Here is a 17,762-nt window from a genome sequence, read left to right on the forward strand (position 1 = left end):
AAATTTGTATCACAATAAAATATATAAACCAACTATTATTCTTTAAGATGAAAAAACATTTGCTATTTTTTTTACTGGTTGTATTTAGCCAACTAACGCTAGTAAACTGTCAAGATAAAGTCGATAAAAAAACTATTACTTACACAATTACTCCAGAATTTTCTGCAAAGATTGATAAACCTGAAGTTCATTTTACAACACAAATACCTAAGGATTTAATTATTGACAAACCAATTGTTGGTAAGAAAAATTCATCTTTTGGAATGATTCAAAAGAAAGATAAAGACAGTGTTGTTATCCAGATGTATTCATTTAGCTACATCAACGCTAAACAAGAGTCTTTAAACTTTGCAAGTGAAACATTTCTTAATCAAATAAAAAGCATGTTACAGTTTGGCGGTTATGAGATGATTGAATCCAAAATTGAAGAGGTAACTTTTGATGATGAAAAATATTTTGCATTACAAGCTATCGGTAAAATGAGTAACGATAGTAACCCTGCTTTTAAAGGCACTTACTTTTTTAATGTTATTTTAAAACCAAACCCGTATAGAGATACACATATTATTATGCTAATGTCTGCAAGAGATGATCAAAACATCAATAATTATGAAGATTTTAAGGACAAATTAGAGATTTCAACTATCTGGCAAAACTTTAAATATATCCAGTAACTATTAAACCTTTACATCTAACGCGTCACGCAATGCGTTACCAACTAACATAAAAGCCATAACCAAAAACATGATGCAGAGTCCAGGTAGAATTGCCAAATATGGCTTACCTAAAATAATGTAATTGTAATGGTCTTTTATCATTGCTCCCCAACTTGCCATTGGCGGTTGCGCACCAATACCTAAAAAACTAAGACCTGATTCTATTAAAATTGCAGCTGCAAAATTTGCTGCACAAATCACTATTACTGGTGCTAAAATGTTAGGTAAAATGTGCTTGGTTATAATCCTAAAATCATTAAATCCTAATGCTTTTGCTGCGGTAACATATTGCATTTCTTTAGCACTAATAATTTGACCTCTTACCACTCTTGCTACTTCTACCCACATGGTTAAGCCTACTGCTATAAACACTTGCCAAAACCCTTTACCTAAAGCTAAGGTTATAGCTATTACCAATAATAATGTAGGTATTGACCATGTTACGTTAATAATCCACATAATTGCTGCGTCGATTTTACCACCATAGTAGCCAGCAATACTTCCCATAAAAACACCTATTACTAACGAAATAAATACAGCTACAAAACCTATAAAAAACGAAATACGTGCACCAACCAAAAGTCTACTTAATAAATCCCTTCCGTATTTATCTGTTCCTAAATAAAATGTTCTTTTTTTTATGAATTGTTTTGCGGAATTATCTGAAATAAAATTAGCCTTTATGGTTTTTGTTTGACCTTGTAATCCATCAGAAACATACTCGGTATAAGTTAGCTGATTACCTTTTAATTTATAATTTGAAATAGGTATTTCTGTGTTTGTGTTTTTCTTTCCAAAAAAAATAATATCAAACCAATTTTGATCATTATCTACTTCTGAAGGAATAGTTAGCATATCAACCGAAAAACCAGGTGATTTAGAGTGAATAGAGACATGCATTTGATTGGCATTTTGCGAACTGTCTGGCGCAAAGACATATGCAAAAACCGAGATTATACCAACCAAGCCAATGTATATCAAACTAAAAACGCCCCAAAAGTTTTTTTTAAACTTTTGAAGCGCTAGTTGAGATAATGAGCTAGAGTTTTTACTCATTGATTATTAATCTTTAATTGTAGCTACTTTATTAATACGGTAAGTACTATTTAAGTCGTCTAACACGTTTAAAGCTTCTTCTACATAAACATCTTTACTTAAATTTTCATGCCATCTTTCGCGTTTTTGCTTTAATACAGTGTCTTGTTCAAACATTTTTTGTTCGTATGGTAAAGAGTTAAATGTTAGATTAGTTTTGTAATCTGAAATAGCATCAAACTGCTTAGCTTGCTCTTCGTTAAGCTTTAACTCTTCTTTATATTTTTTATAGTTTAATGAATATGTATTATCATCCATTTGCTTTTTAGCCCATTTTGCACTTTGTTCTATAAGTTTAAGCTGTTGGTTATTTGCCATACGCTGCTTACTTTTTGAAATAGTTGCATCATAATCAAAATAACTATCCCAAACATCATAATCTACTGGTGTAATTTTATCCCATGGTAAAGGGTTTTCTTGGTCACGTTCGCCAATATCAATAAAACTGTATCTGTCTGGAACTGCTATATCGCTTTTTACACCTTCTAATTGTGTTGATCCTCCGTTAATACGGTAAAACTTTTGTCTTGTTAATTTTAAAGCACCTAAATCTCCGTGAGAACTATTACGCACCATTCTGTTAAGGTCTAATACGTTTTGCACAGTACCTTTTCCGTAGGTTTGTTTACTACCAATTATAATAGCTCTTTTATAATCTTGCATTGCAGCTGCTAAAATTTCTGAAGCTGATGCAGATAACTCATTTACCATAATTACTAATGGTCCGTCCCAAGTTATACTTCTATCGGTATCTTTTAAAACTTCTTTTTGAGATCCTGTTTCTCTTACTTGAACAATTGGCCCATCTTCTATAAATAAACCAGCCATATCAACTACGGTTTTTAAAGATCCACCACCATTGTTTCTTAGGTCTAAAACTAAACCTTCGATACCTTGCTCTTTTAAACGCTCAATTTCAAGTTTTATATCTGAAGCAGCATTACGTTCTTTGTAATCATTAAAATCTACATAAAACTTTGGTAAGTTGATTACACCATAAATTCTATCGTCTTTTTTTACAATTGAAGACTTTGCGTAGGTTTCTTCTAACTCTACTAAATCTCTTGTCACTTTTATATCTTCGATGGTACCATCAACCTTTTTCATAGTTAAAACAACATCTGTTCCTTTTGGTCCTTTTATAAGTTTTATAGCATCATCAATACGCATTCCTACAATGCTTACTGCTTCTTTTTCGTCACCTTGACGTACTTTTAAAATCACATCGCCTACTTCGATTTGTCCGTCTCTCCAAGCTGGTCCACCAGAGATTAACTCGACAATCTTAATGTAATCCATTTTCTTTTGTAGTCTTGCTCCAATTCCTTCAAGTTTACCCGACATCTGTTGATCAAAACGATCTTTATCTACTGGCGCCATGTAAGATGTATGCGGATCATACTCTTCTACTATTGTGTTTACATACATTGCAAACCAATCTTTACGTTCCATATCTTCTATATAGTCTGTAAAGTAATTATCAAGCGCTTTTAAGGTTTCATTTCTAGCCTCTTCTTCAAGTTCGGTTAAAGACTTTGGTGCTTCTGTATTATCTTCTTTAGCTTCGTCATTTTCTTGTTGCTCAATTAAAGTTTCATAATTTGATAGTGTATTAAACTTTAATTGTTGTCTCCATCTTTCTTTAAGCTGTTTTTTGTTTTTAGAGTATTCTAAATTCTCATAATCTGCGTTATATTCTTCATCCTTAGAAAAATCAAAAGGTTTTTCTAAAATCTCTTTATAATAAGCTTTTGCTTCTTCTTGACGCTTAATTAACCTTTCGTGTACTGCGTTAAAGAATGAAATATCATAAGCTTTTAATTGGTCATCAATTTCAGTTTCGTATTTTTTAAAATCATCAATATCCGACTTTAAAAAGTAACGTTTTAAAGGATCTACTTGCTCTAAATAATCTTCAAATATTTCTTTTGAAAATGCATCATCTACAGTCTTTGGCTCAAAGTGAAGTTGATCTAATGCCAAAGTTATTATTTGAATTAATAATTTATCTTTATCTGGGTTATCGTCTACCTTAGTGGTAAAGCTACAAGATCCAAATGCAAGCACTAAAACTAGTAGCAAAATATTATAATTCCTTCTCATTTTCTTCATTATTTTTTGGGAAATTTCTACTAAAGTAAAGAAAAAACTATGCCAATAAAATCTATTTGCACTAATTTTTTGTTAAACTGAATAAATTAGGCGGTTACAGAAGTTTTTATGTATTTTAGCAATAGGGAAAAACAAATCTAATTATGAGTAAAAAACCTTTAATTTTAGTGACTAATGATGATGGAATTACAGCTCCAGGTATTCTGGCTTTAATAGAAGTTATGGAAACTTTAGGCGATGTGGTTGTAGTTGCACCAGATAGCCCACAAAGTGGTATGGGACATGCTATTACTATTAACAACACATTACACTTAGATAAGGTCTCTAAAAAAGGTGAAAAAACACAAAAATACAGTTGTTCTGGTACACCTGCAGATTGTGTGAAAATCGCTGTAAACGAGGTATTAAACCGTAAACCAGACTTATGTGTTTCTGGGATTAATCATGGTTCAAACAGTTCTATTAATGTTATTTATTCTGGCACGATGAGTGCAGCGATTGAAGCAGGTATAGAAGGTATACCAGCAATAGGATTTTCTAATTTAAATTATAATTGGGAAGCCAATTTTGAAGCCTCAAAAAAATACGTAAAACGCATCACAAAAAACGCTTTAAAACATGGTATTGCTGAAGGTGTTATTTTGAATGTTAACATTCCTGATTTAGAAGAAAAAGACATAAAAGGCATTAAAGTATGTAGACAAGCTAGAGCCAATTGGAAAGAGAAGTTTGATAAACGAAAAACACCGCAAGGAAAAGATTATTATTGGCTTACAGGAAAATTTGTAAATTACGATAATGGAAGCGATACAGATGAATGGGCTTTAAAAGAAGGATATGTATCTGTAGTACCTGTACAATTTGATTTGACTGCGCACCATTACATGCAGCAACTTAACACTTGGCAATTAAACGATTAAGTTTTAATATATTTAATAAATGAAATACTATATTATTTCGGGTGAAGCTTCTGGAGATTTACATGGCTCTAACCTTATGAAATCTTTACAAAAAGTAGATGCAAATGCAGACTTTAGATTTTGGGGAGGAGATTTGATGGAAACTGTTGGAGGTACTTTAGTCAAACACTACAAAGAATTAGCTTTTATGGGCTTTGTAGAAGTAGTGATGAACTTACGCACCATTGCCAAAAATTTGTCGTTTTGTAAAAAAGATATAGAAAATTACAATCCAGATGCCATCATTTTTATTGATTATCCTGGATTTAACCTACGTATAGCCAAATGGGCAAAAGCAAAAGGTTTTAAAACACACTATTACATCTCACCACAAATTTGGGCATGGAAAGAAGGTCGAATTAAGGACATAAAACGTGATGTAGATCAAATGTATGTAATCCTTCCTTTTGAAAAAGATTTTTATGAAAAGAAACATAATTTTCCTGTTCATTTTGTTGGTCATCCTTTAATTGATGCTATTTCTAACCGAACACAAATTGACGATTCAGAATTTAGAAAAACACACAATTTAAGTGATAAACCAATTATTGCATTATTACCTGGTAGCCGAAAACAAGAAATTACAAAAATGCTTTCGGTTATGCTAAGTCTTGTTAATGACTATGAAGATTACCAGTTTGTAATTGCTGGCGCACCAGGACAAGATTACGACTTCTACAAGCAGTTTATAAAACAAGACAACGTTAACTTTATAAGTAACAAAACGTATGATTTACTAAGCTTATCTACAGCTGCGTTAGTAACTTCGGGTACTGCAACTTTAGAAACAGCACTTTTTAAAGTACCTCAAGTGGTTTGCTATAAAGGAAGTTGGATTTCTTACCAAATAGGGAAACGTGTTGTAAACCTTGATTTTATAAGCTTAGTCAATCTTATTTTAGAAAAAGAAGCTGTTACTGAACTTATTCAAAATGATTTTAATAAAAAACGTCTAAAAAAAGAATTAGATCTCATTTTAGATGAATACGAGCGTACTAAGTTTTTTATTGATTATTACGATTTAGAAAAAAAATTAGGAGGAAAAGGTGCCAGTTTAAAAACAGCAACTCTTATATTTGAGTCTCTAAATGATTAGCCTTTTAATGAAAAGATCTGCTTTAATTTTATTACTACTTACCATTTTTTCTTGTGGTGGCTCTAAAAACAGACATGTTATTGTTACAAAAAAAGAGGAAGAAAAAACTACCAAAACACCAGAAATACGCAAACCTTCTACTAGAGGAACTACTAAAAAAACAACAGCTTCAACTGAAGTTATTGTAGAAGAAATTGACAATGCATTAATTGAAAAAATCATTAAAAACGCAAGCACTTACGAAGGTGTTAGATACAAATATGGCGGTACTACAAAAAAAGGAATGGATTGTTCTGGCTTAATGTACACTGTTTTTTCTGAGGAAGATATAAGCTTACCTCGTACCACAAGTCAGCTATCTACTTACGGAGATTGGGTAGATTTAAAAGAAGTAAAAGAAGGAGATTTACTATTTTTTGCTACTAAAAGAAATAGCAGACAAGTTAATCATGTTGGTTTGGTTACTTCTGCGCGTTTAGGTCGTGTAGAGTTTATCCATGCTAGTACAAGTCGTGGTGTTATTAGATCTTTACTATCTGAAAAATACTGGTATTTTGCTTTTGTACAAGCGCGTCGTGTATTATAATTCTTTCTAAAACTTAAAATATTCCCTAAAACACAGAACGAATAATCAATTATTTGCTATATTAGAGAAGTGAAGCTTCTCAAATTCAGCATAGTAAGACTAACCATCGGGTTGATTTTTGGCATCCTTTTATCAGAATTTTTTCTGATAGAAATTAATTATGCATTAGTAATTCTCATCGCTAGTTTTATAATTACAGCTGGAGTTTATTTCATTTTTAAAGATAAATACAACAATACAGTTTGGTTTGGTTTTTCAGCAATTTTAACTTGTATTATTTTAGGCATTTTTGTTTCTACAATCAATAAAAGTCTTTTAGAAAAATCTCATTTTTTTCATTTTAAAGAAGAAAATCAAAAACGTCAATTAATCACTTTTCAAGTTAAAGAATTTTTAAAACCAAATGCTTTTAGCGACCGTTACTATATTGAAATTTTAAAAGTAGACTATCAAAACACCAACGGTAAAGCATTATTAAATATTGAAAAAGATTCTACTACAAACACATTAAAAGTTGATAATATTTACACAACTAAAACCGAAATATATGATATAAAATCGCCATTAAATCCTGATCAGTTTAGCTACAAAAACTATCTAAAAAATCAACAAGTTTTTTATCAATTATATAGTAAAGATTCAGAGCTTTTCCTTTTAAAGAATAACACAAATACACTACGCGGTCACGCCGCCAATTTTAGAAACCTTATCAATAAGAAGCTAAAAAACTACAATTTTACTAAAGACGAACTATCTATAATTAATGCTCTAATTTTAGGACAACGTCAAGGTATTGACAAAGATCTTTACGATAGTTACACCAATGCTGGTGCTATACATATTTTGGCAGTTTCTGGTTTACATGTTGGTATTATTTTAATCATTTTAAGTTTTGTTTTAAAACCTTTAGAACGCATTAAACATGGCTTTTTTATAAAAACAATTGTCATTTTGTTGCTACTGTGGAGTTATGCCATAATTGCGGGTAGTTCTGCTTCAATTGTTCGTGCCACAACTATGTTTAGCATTGTTGCTATTGGTTTAAATTTAAAACGAACATCAAATATTTACAACACACTAGCGACTTCAATTTTTGTTCTTTTATTAATTAAGCCTAGTTTTATTTTTGATGTAGGTTTTCAATTAAGTTATGCGGCTGTATTTGCAATAGTAAGTATTCAACCAATTATAGAACCATTAGTAAAACCAAACAACAAATTACTTAACTTACTTTGGAAAACATTGACAGTTACTGTATCTGCACAATTTGGAATCATACCAATTAGCCTGTATTATTTTCATCAATTTCCAAGCTTGTTTTGGTTATCTAACTTGGTGGTTATTCCAGTTTTAGGGATTATATTAGGCTTAGGTCTATTAGTTATCACACTAGCTTTGATTGATTTGTTACCTGAGTTTTTAGCAGATATTTTTGCTTATATCATTAGAATGATGAACTCTTTTTTTGAATGGATTGCACGTCAAGAAAGTTTTTTATTTCAAGACATTTCTTTCAATATTTTTCAAGTAATTATAAGTTACTTACTAATTTTCACGGTCTATCAATTTTATTTTAACCGAAAAGCGAAATGGATATTCTACTCTTTAGCATTAATTATTGGTTTTCAAGCAAATTTCATCTTTAATACAAGTCAAAATAAAGGTGAAAAATTATATATTTTTCATAAAAGTAAATACACAATCATTGGTGAAAAAGTTGATAAAAAGCTTCAATTGTATTCTAATCTTGAAAGTGTTGAAACAAATACAATCTCAAGAACTTTTGCTGTAAAAAATAATTTAACCATTGAAAGACCAAAACCTATACAGCCTATTTTCAATATAAAAAACAAAACACTTTTAGTTGTTGATAGTTTAGGCGTATATCAAGTAAAAAAATTAAAAATTGATTATGCTTTACTTACGCAATCGCCAAAAATTAACTTAAATCGATTAATAGACAGCATACAGCCTAAAGCTATTATAGCAGATGGAAGTAATTATAAATCTTATATTTTACGTTGGAAAACTACTTGTTTAAAACAAAAAATCCCGTTTTACCAAACAGGAAAAACGGGAGCTTTTATAATTGATTAAATACTTTTATTTTTTGAACTGGAATTTAAAATTCTCATAATATGCGTTAAAATCTTCTTGAGTTTTCATTTCCTTATGATCGTTCTGTGCAAACATTTTTAAGTATAATTCTAAGCCTTGAGCATCTTTATATCCTACAATTGGAGCTAACACATTAGATTGTTCATCTAAAAACACTAAGGTAGGAAATGCTCTTATACCAAAAACACGAGATAACTGATGATTAGCGTTTCTTGTTTTTGCTTTTGCAGGATCATAACCAGGATTAGAATATGTTTTTCCTTTATAAGTTACCTCTTCATCTCCTTGAGCATTAAATTTGACTGCGTAGTAATTTTTGTTAATATAGTTTACAACGTCTTCATTTTTAAATGTGTTACGATCTAGCATTTTGCATGGTCCACACCAAACAGTATAGGCATCTATAAATATTTTTTTAGGAGCAGTTTTTTGTGCCTCTAAAGCCTCTTCTAAAGACATCCAATTAATTTCTTGTGCGGTAATATTTAATGCAAAAAGCATTGTAAAGGCTATAAAAAATGTTTTCATATATATTGTTTTTTATTGTAGTCGCAAAATGTATTCCAAATTTACAAAAAATAAAAGCGCCTCTAAATTGAGACGCTTTTTTTTATATTAATTACTTATAATTATTTTACACCGTGCATCATTCGCTTCATCATTGGATTAATAACAACCAATATAACAGCTGCTGCGATAGGAATTACTGTAAATATTAAAAAGAATGTTGACAGTCCATACTCTTCAGAAATTTGATCTATATAACTTCCTGTAATACCTCCTAAAAAGTTTGCTATAAAGTTTGCTATAAACCATATACCAAACATCAATCCAACTAATTTTAAAGGAGCTAACTTACTTACATAAGACAAACCTACTGGCGAAATACATAACTCTCCCAAGGTATGAAATAAATAAGCTACAACTAAAAACATTAAGCTTACTGAAGCTGATTTTGCTCCTTCTGGAATTGCGGATGCACCATAAGATAAAACAGCAAAACCAATACCTAACAATATTAAACCTAATGCAAATTTTATAGGTCCTGATGGGTTAAATTTACTTTCCCAAACCTTTGAAAACAATGGAGCAAATAATATAATGAATAATGAATTTAAAACTGAAAACCAAGATGCTGGCACTTCTGTTGCATCAGAAGAAAATTCTTTTTTAAGCATCCAAATTACAATCCCCCAAATAATTAAAAAGCTTAAACCTAGCCACACATTAGACATAGAATATTTTCCGAAAGTTTGTTTAAATAGCATTATTAATACCCAAGTTATTACTACCATTGGTACTAATGTAATAATTGTATTTACAATTTTAAATGTATTTGCAGCGCTACCTTCTAAAGCTCTATCTGTATAATCTGCTGCAAAAATAGTCATTGATCCTCCTGCTTGTTCAAATGCCCACCAGAAGAAGATTGTAAATACAGCAAAAATTCCAATAACTGTAATTCTATCTCTTACTACCTTAGAGTTTTCAGCTTCATCTGCCACATCTTCTATATTTTCACCTATTTCTTCAATAGTATCTTCTACAGAGTCATCTAAATCTTGAGTTTGTTTAGGAGACAAACCTATGTTTCCAAATATTGATTGTGCAAAATAAAATTGTAACATTCCTAAGAACATAAATATCCCAGCTAATCCAAAACCATAGTGCCATCCAACTTTTTCACCAATATAACCACATAATAAAATTCCTAAAAATGCACCTGCATTAATACCCATATAAAAAATAGTATATCCTGCATCTTTTTCTTTACCATTTCCTTTATATAATTGACCTACTATAGAAGAAATATTTGGTTTAAATAACCCATTACCTAATATTAAACATAATAAACCTAAATAGAAAAATATATTAGACATACCTTCTAAAGCCATACTTGCATGACCTAACGTCATTATAAATGCACCAAGGACAACTGCTTTTCTGTATCCAAAAATTTTATCTGCTAAAAAACCTCCAATAATTGGTGTTAAATAAACTAATCCAGTATACCATGCATATAATACTAACGCATCACTTCTTTCCCAGCCCCAACCTTCTTCTAGTAATGATGACACTAAAAAAAGTACTAAAAGCGCACGCATTCCGTAGTAAGAAAAACGTTCCCACATTTCAGTAAAAAACAAGACAAATAGCCCTGAAGGATGACCTAAAACAGTCTTTTGATTGGTTTCTGAACCTCCAAATTTAAATTCCATAATATATAATTTAGTTAGTTTTTATTTAAAGTTTATCGCCTAATGTACGATTTATAAAGTTTGTCATTTTAGTATATAACTGTAATCTTGTATTACCGCCATAAATACCATGATTTTTATCTGGGTATATCATTAATTCAAACTGTTTGTTTGCTTGCACTAACGCTTCTACCATACGCATTGTATTTTGTACATGTACATTATCGTCTCCTGATCCATGAATTAATAAAAAGTCGCCTTTTAATTTTTCTACATGGTTAATTGGTGAGTTTTCGTCATAACCACTTGGGTTTTCTTGTGGTGTTGTCATGTAACGTTCTGTATAAATAGAGTCGTAATAACGCCAGCTAGTTACTGGTGCTACTGCTATTGCCATTTTAAAGACATCATTACCTTTAAATAAGGCGTTACTTGACATAAAACCACCATAAGACCAGCCCCAAATTCCTATTCTTGACGCATCAATATAATTTCTTTGACCTAATAATTTTGCAGCGTCTATTTGGTCTTCAACTTCGTATTTTCCTAATTCTTTTTGAGTTACTTTTTTAAAATTTGCTCCTTTTAATCCTGTTCCTCTTCCGTCAACACATGCAACAATATAACCTTGCTGAGCTAATAGTTGATACCAATAATCGTTAGCACTATTCCAACGGTTAGCTACTTGTTGAGATCCTGGTCCTGAATATTGAAACATGAACAATGGATATTGTTTTGAAGCATCAAAATTTGCAGGTTTAATCATCCACATGTTAAGATCGTTACCATTTACATTTATTGTAGAAAATTCTTTTTCTGATAATTGATAATCTGCTAATTGATTTTTTAATTCGCTATTATCTTTTATAGCTTTTAAAACCTTACCCGATTTTGCATCATTTAAAGTATATAAATATGGCGTTGATGCATTTGAAAAGGTATTGATAAAATAGGTGAAATTTGCACTAAAATCTGCATTGTTTGTTCCTGTTTTATCTGTTAATCTTTGCTTTTTAGTTCCGTTTAATTTTATAGCATAAACATCTCTATTAATACTTCCGTTTTCTACAGATTGGTAAAAAATTCTACCAGTTTTATTATCATAACCGTAGTAACTTGTTACTTCCCAATTTCCTTTGGTAACTTGGTTGATTAACTTTCCGTTTTTATCATAGTGATAAATGTGGTTATATCCATCTTTTTCGCTTGTCCAAATAAAGCTATCATCTTCTAAAAATGTTAAATCGAAAGTCACATCTATGTATGCTTTATCCGTTTCAGCTAAAACAATTTCAGCTTGATTTTTCTTTGCATTGATAAACCAAAGGTCTAATTCGTTTTGGTGACGATTCATGTATTGCGCACTTAAAATATCTGGATTGTTGGTCCATTTAATACGTGGAATATAAAAATCGTTATAGGTTTTATCTACTTTAACTTCTTCAGCTTTATTTGTTTTTAAATTGTAAATATGAAGCGATACTTCTGCGTTTTTTTCTCCTGCTTTTGGGTATTTAAATACCGATTGTGTTGGATATAAATCTTCACCATAAACATCCATCGAAAATTCTGGAACATCAGTTTCGTCAAATCTGATAAATGCTATTTTGTTGCTATCTGCATTCCAATCGAAAGCGCGAACAAAACTAAATTCTTCTTCATAAACCCAATCGGTAATTCCGTTAATGATTTTATTTTTCTCACCATCTGTAGTAAACTGAGTAATTTTACCAGAATTTAAATCTTTTACATACAAGTTATTGTTTAAACCAAAAGCTATTTTTGTCCCATCTGGAGAAAATGTTGGTTCTTGTATTTTGTCTTCGGTTACTAAAGTTGTTTTTCCTGTTTCTGTATCAAAAACAAAATATTTACCTAAAGTAGATCGTCTAAAAATAGACTCTTCTTCTGTAGCTAAAAGCACTTTGCTTTCATCTTCACTAAACGTATAATCTGTAAAGTAAGGTATAGCATCTATATCTGCAGAACTTACTAAAGTTTTAGTCTTTTCTAACGTTTTATAATCGTAAATATCTATAGTTGTTGCACGATTGGCTCTATCAAAATTTAAAACGGAATATTGTTGACCGTTTTTCATAGAGTGTAACGCTTGTAAACCTTCTGTTCTAAAGGTACCGTTCCAAATCTCTTCTAATGTAATTTGCTTGTTTTGAGCGGTTAAAGCAGATGTTGCTAAAACTAAAAAAAGGGAAAGAATTTTGAATATTTTCATCTAAAATTAAATATTTAATAAAAGGATGTCAAGTTTACTAAAAATTAGCCAAAAAACCGTAAATATTAACAGTAAATTCAGCTTAAACTATCTTTAAAAACATCAATAACATCAATTTTTACACCAAACTTAAAATGTTAACTTCAGTATAGTATCTTTGCATTTCTAAATTTAATTACATGGCAGCATTAGTTTCTGGATTTTCTAAACTATCAAAAACCGAAAAAATTGATTGGTTAGTAACTCATCATTTTTCTAAAAACGACTCTATTAAACAAGCTTTAAAGCAATATTGGAACTCTGACGAAAAACTTCAACAGTTACACGACGAGTTTATAGAAAATACCTTAACTAACTTTTACTTGCCTTTTGGCGTTGCTCCTAATTTTGTGATTAACGACAAAATTTACACCATTCCTATGGCTATCGAGGAAAGCTCTGTAGTCGCAGCTGCTAGTAAAGCTGCAAAATTTTGGCAAACGCGTGGCGGATTTAAAACGAAGGTGATTAACACAACAAAAATTGGCCAAGTTCATTTTATGTATCAAGGTAAAAAGGAAACTTTAACCTCTTTTTTTGATGAAATAAAGTCGAAATTAATTACAGATGCCAAGCCAATTACCAAAAATATGGAAAAACGTGGTGGCGGTATTTTAGACATTCAACTTATAGATAAAACTACAGATTTAGATAATTACTACCAATTGCATGCAACTTTTGAAACGCTAGATGCAATGGGTGCAAATTTTATCAATTCGTGTTTAGAGCAATTTGCAAAAAAATTTAAAACCGAAGCTGAAACACAACTTGCAGAGCCTATAGAAATTGTGATGAGTATTTTATCTAACTACGTTCCTGAATGTTTAGTTAGAGCTGAAGTAAGTTGCAAAGTTGAAGATTTGTCCGAAAAAGATATTGACCCAAACACCTTTGCCGAAAAGTTTGTACAAGCCGTAAAGATTGCCGAAATCGAACCTTACCGAGCTGTAACACACAACAAAGGCATCATGAATGGTATTGATGCGGTTGTTTTGGCTACCGGTAACGATTTTAGAGCTGTAGAAGCTGGTGTACATGCTTACGCATCAAAAGATGGTCGATACTCTAGTTTAACACATGCTAAAGTTGAAAATGGTGTATTTACATTTTGGATGGAAATTCCGTTAGCTTTAGGTACAGTTGGCGGATTAACAAGTTTACATCCTTTAGTCAAATTAGCTTTAAATTTATTAGATCATCCTACTGCAAAGCAATTAATGCAAATTGTGGCGGTTGCTGGTTTAGCACAAAACTTTGCTGCTTTAAGAAGCTTGACAACAACAGGTATTCAAGAAGGACACATGAAAATGCATTTAATGAATATTTTAAATCAATTTGAAGCTACGCCACAAGAAAAAGAAACTATAGTCGATCATTTTAAAAACAATACTGTTTCGCATAGCGCTGTTGTAGAACAGATTGAAAAATTAAGAGGATAAATGCAAACCTATTACAGTCACGGAAAATTATTACTAACCGCAGAATATGTGGTGCTTGATGGTGCAAAAGCATTAGCTATTCCTACTGTATTTGGACAATCACTTCATGTTGAAAAAGAAACAATAAACAAACTGACCTGGAACAGCTTAGACCAAAATCAAAACGTTTGGTTTAGTGCAAAATTTTCATTTCAAGATAAATCTGTTTCAATTGAAAACACAACCAATCCTGAAATCTCAGATCGATTATTACAAATTATAACAGCTGTAAAACAGTTAAATCCTGATTTTTTAAAAGATGAAGGTTTTAAAATTTCAACTGTATTAGAATTTCCTAAAAATTGGGGATTAGGCACATCTTCAACCTTAATTAATAATATCGCTAACTGGGCTAATGTTGATGCTTATAAATTACTAGAATTAACGTTTGGCGGTAGTGGTTACGACATTGCGTGTGCACAAGAAGACCTAGCTTTAACTTATCAATTAAATGATAAAAAAAGAGTTATTGAAACTTTAAATTTTAATCCTAATTTTAAAAATAATCTATATTTTGTTCACTTAAATAAAAAACAAAATAGTAGAGATGGTATTGCACATTACAAAGCTAATAGAAACAATTTAGAATCAACCATTGCTGCAATAAATGCAATTACAGAACAAATTATAATTTGTGAGACTTTAGAGAAGTTTCAAACGTTAATAGACCAACATGAACAGATTATTGCTTCTGTAACCAATCAAACACCAATAAAGCAATTACTTTTTGAAAATTTTGGAGGAAGTATAAAAAGTCTTGGTGCTTGGGGCGGAGATTTTGTTTTGGTGGCTTCAAAAAGTAATCCAACTGAGTATTTTAAAAGTAAAGGCTTTGATACCATTTTAAGCTATACTGATATGGTGTTATAACTTTATTTTAAAGCTGAAAACGGAAACAAAAAAAAGCCTCTTGAAAATCAAGAGGCTTTTTTATAGTATTTTATTTAAAAATTACTGTACTGTATTAGCACGGTTATCTTCAATTTCAGCAGCTTCTTTTAAAGCATTGTACAATCTGTTTTGTACAGAATTTAATTTTTGTGTACTTACTTGATTTGCAAAAGGCTGATAGTTTTCTAACTCTGTTGCTGGTGTCTTTTTAGTTGTTTGTACCATAAATACACCTGTATTTCCTTTTACTAAACCAGAAGTTTCTCCTTCATTTAATCCAAATGCTGTACCAACAACCATTGGCTCATTACCAGCACCAGAAATTGTAGGATTTTTCATGTTGATAGCTACAGAGCTTCTTACATTTTGATTTTCTGCTTTTGCAAACTCTTCTAAAGTAGTTGCGCTTACTCTATCCATGATTAGCTTAGCTTTCTTTTCTTTTCTAATCTCTGGTAATGCTGTTACAGACGCATCTTCTACGCTCATTAACCCTGCTTCAGATTTTGAAGTTAATTGTGCAATAACTATACCTCCAGAAACTGTAAAACGTTTGTAGTCCCCTACATCTGTTCCTTCTTCAAAAGCCCAACGTACAATTTGTCTTTGGTTACCTATACCAGGTATACTTTCGTCTAATTCTTTAGCTGTCATTGGTCTTACATCATAACTAGACTCTTTAGCTAATGTTGCAAAGTCTGCATTTTCTGAGTTTACTTCAAATGTAGAAGCATCTCTAAATATTTTGTCGTTAGTATCTTCTGATGGTTCAATTTTTCTAGCTATAGTTGCTACTTTCACCATATCCGAAGATCCTTTTTGACCTTCAACTTCAATGATATGTAATCCAAATGCAGTTTCTACTACACCTAAATCTCCTGTTTTACCTTCAAAAGCAAAGTCTCTAAATTCTGGCACCATTCTGTCGTAAGCAAACCAGTCGTAACGACCTTCGTTGTTTACACTTCCTTGGTCTGTAGAATATTCTGTAACAAACTCAGAAAATTTAGATTTATCAGATTTTAAAACTGTTAATAAGCTATCTGCTAAAGCTTCTGCTTCTGCTTTTGGTTTAGCATCTGCTGGCGCTCTTGAAGCTCCTATAAATGGTATTAAAATGTGTCTTGTTTTTGCTGAGTCTGGTAAAGTAGTTCTATCTACTAGTTTTGATAATTTATAGTAGTTACCTTCTTTGTATGGTCCATAGATAAAGCCAATCTCTTGGTTAAAAATTGTATCTGCAATAGTTTCTGGTAAAGCAGACTTCTTTAAAAATCTATCGTTATATTTTATATCGTCAGAATTTGCATTAACAAAATCTTCTACATCTTTTGTATTTATAAAACCTATTTCTGTACGTTTTTTGTCTTCTGCATTTTCATCGTAAACTTCTCTATCGTTTAATAATTCTTTTAAACTATTTTGGATATTCTTTTCGTCTTCAGCAGATGCTTCTTCTTTAAAGAATACATATTGAAAACTTCTACTAGCTTCTGTCTCGTAAGATTTTTTATGCTTAGAAATGTAATCTTTAATTTCAGATTTTGATACTTTAACAGTACTATCTGCTATAGAACTATAAGGTACTTGCACATATTTAATATCTACTTTATCATTAGCTAATTTATGATCTAACTCTCCTTCTGCTAAAGTTGCAGTTGCACCAGCTTTAACCATGTTAAAGTAATCTGTTTGTAATGCTCCTACTGCTAATTGCTGCTCATAATTTACCCAGTTTTGGTATGCTTGAGCTGATGTAGATTTTAAGTTATCTATGTAAACTTTTAATTTAGACTCATCAAATATACCTGCTTCATTTAAAAATTCTGGGCTTGTAGATAATGCATTTTTTAAAATATCTCTCATTTGATCAGTTTCTATAGATAGTCCTAACTTTTCAAACTGACCTTCCATAACAGCTTCTCTAACTTTAGCATCAAATACACGGTTCATTACCTGAGTTGAAGTTGCGTTTGCACCCATTTGTTGTTGTTGCTGTTCTACAAGGCTCATAAACTCTACTCTGCTTATGTCTTTACCGTTAATGGTTGCAACTACGTCTTGAGATTTACCAAATAATGCATCTTTGTTATCAAATAAACTTGATAAAATAAATGCGAATAAGGCTAACGCGATAACCAAAATTAATACAACTGTTTTCTGTCTTATTTTATTTAAAATTGCCATTTTCTATGATAAATTTTATGAAATATAGTGGGCGAAAATACCATTTTCTATTCA

General features: G+C 31.1%; 13 protein-coding genes. 7 read left to right on the plus strand and 6 right to left on the minus strand.

What is annotated here, in order from left to right; genetic code table 11:
• Nucleotides 1-47 precede the first annotated feature (47 nt).
• Nucleotides 48-674, plus strand: a complete 627-nt coding sequence (locus tag INR78_RS03510; protein WP_223077484.1) for a hypothetical protein — start codon at nt 48-50, stop codon at nt 672-674.
• Nucleotides 675-677: 3 nt separating this feature from the next.
• Here INR78_RS03510 and INR78_RS03515 read toward each other — a convergent pair whose 3' ends face one another.
• Complete coding sequence (locus tag INR78_RS03515; protein WP_223077485.1) at nt 678-1,772, minus strand: ABC transporter permease; 1,095 nt, start codon at nt 1,770-1,772, stop codon at nt 678-680.
• 6 nt (nt 1,773-1,778) lie between these two features.
• Nucleotides 1,779-3,914 carry a carboxy terminal-processing peptidase gene (locus INR78_RS03520; RefSeq protein ID WP_223077486.1) on the minus strand — a complete coding sequence of 712 codons (2,136 nt, stop codon included), beginning with the start codon at nt 3,912-3,914 and terminating at the stop codon, nt 1,779-1,781.
• A 152-nt stretch (nt 3,915-4,066) separates the two neighbouring features.
• Between INR78_RS03520 and surE the strand changes: the two genes are divergently transcribed.
• The 4 genes from surE (at nt 4,067) to INR78_RS03540 (ending at nt 8,661) form a co-directional block, all read left to right on the plus strand.
• A complete protein-coding gene (surE, locus tag INR78_RS03525) occupies nt 4,067-4,843 on the plus strand; it encodes a 5'/3'-nucleotidase SurE (RefSeq protein ID WP_223077487.1) in 777 nt (258 codons plus the stop codon).
• Nucleotides 4,844-4,862: 19 nt separating this feature from the next.
• Nucleotides 4,863-5,978 (plus strand): lipid-A-disaccharide synthase, encoded by a 1,116-nt coding sequence (gene lpxB / locus INR78_RS03530; RefSeq protein ID WP_223077488.1) that lies wholly within the window; start codon nt 4,863-4,865, stop codon nt 5,976-5,978.
• A 7-nt stretch (nt 5,979-5,985) separates the two neighbouring features.
• Nucleotides 5,986-6,564, plus strand: coding sequence for a C40 family peptidase (locus INR78_RS03535; RefSeq protein WP_223077489.1), 579 nt, complete (start codon nt 5,986-5,988; stop codon nt 6,562-6,564).
• A gap of 69 nt (nt 6,565-6,633) precedes the next feature.
• Nucleotides 6,634-8,661: a ComEC/Rec2 family competence protein gene (locus tag INR78_RS03540; RefSeq protein WP_223077490.1), complete on the plus strand. Its 2,028-nt coding sequence runs from the start codon at nt 6,634-6,636 to the stop codon at nt 8,659-8,661.
• Nucleotides 8,662-8,667: 6 nt separating this feature from the next.
• Here the strand turns inward: INR78_RS03540 and INR78_RS03545 are convergent, their stop codons facing one another.
• The 3 genes from INR78_RS03545 to INR78_RS03555 form a co-directional block, all read right to left on the minus strand.
• Nucleotides 8,668-9,210, minus strand: a complete 543-nt coding sequence (locus INR78_RS03545; protein ID WP_223077491.1) for a thioredoxin fold domain-containing protein — start codon at nt 9,208-9,210, stop codon at nt 8,668-8,670.
• Nucleotides 9,211-9,311: 101 nt separating this feature from the next.
• A complete protein-coding gene (locus tag INR78_RS03550; RefSeq protein ID WP_223077492.1) occupies nt 9,312-10,901 on the minus strand; it encodes a peptide MFS transporter in 1,590 nt (529 codons plus the stop codon).
• A gap of 25 nt (nt 10,902-10,926) precedes the next feature.
• A complete protein-coding gene (locus INR78_RS03555) occupies nt 10,927-13,113 on the minus strand; it encodes a S9 family peptidase (RefSeq protein ID WP_223077493.1) in 2,187 nt (728 codons plus the stop codon).
• A 179-nt stretch (nt 13,114-13,292) separates the two neighbouring features.
• Between INR78_RS03555 and INR78_RS03560 the strand changes: the two genes are divergently transcribed.
• Together INR78_RS03560 and INR78_RS03565 are read left to right on the plus strand one after the other, a co-directional pair.
• Nucleotides 13,293-14,591 (plus strand): hydroxymethylglutaryl-CoA reductase, degradative, encoded by a 1,299-nt coding sequence (locus INR78_RS03560; RefSeq protein WP_223077494.1) that lies wholly within the window; start codon nt 13,293-13,295, stop codon nt 14,589-14,591.
• Nucleotides 14,592-15,500 (plus strand): GYDIA family GHMP kinase, encoded by a 909-nt coding sequence (locus INR78_RS03565; protein WP_223077495.1) that lies wholly within the window; start codon nt 14,592-14,594, stop codon nt 15,498-15,500.
• A gap of 81 nt (nt 15,501-15,581) precedes the next feature.
• On the opposite strand, the gene INR78_RS03570 is transcribed toward INR78_RS03565, so the two are convergent.
• Nucleotides 15,582-17,708: a peptidylprolyl isomerase gene (locus INR78_RS03570; protein ID WP_223077496.1), complete on the minus strand. Its 2,127-nt coding sequence runs from the start codon at nt 17,706-17,708 to the stop codon at nt 15,582-15,584.
• Nucleotides 17,709-17,762 lie beyond the last annotated feature (54 nt).

Source organism: Mesoflavibacter sp. SCSIO 43206 (assembly GCF_019904215.1).
GTDB classification, from domain to species: Bacteria; Bacteroidota; Bacteroidia; order Flavobacteriales; family Flavobacteriaceae; genus Mesoflavibacter; species Mesoflavibacter zeaxanthinifaciens.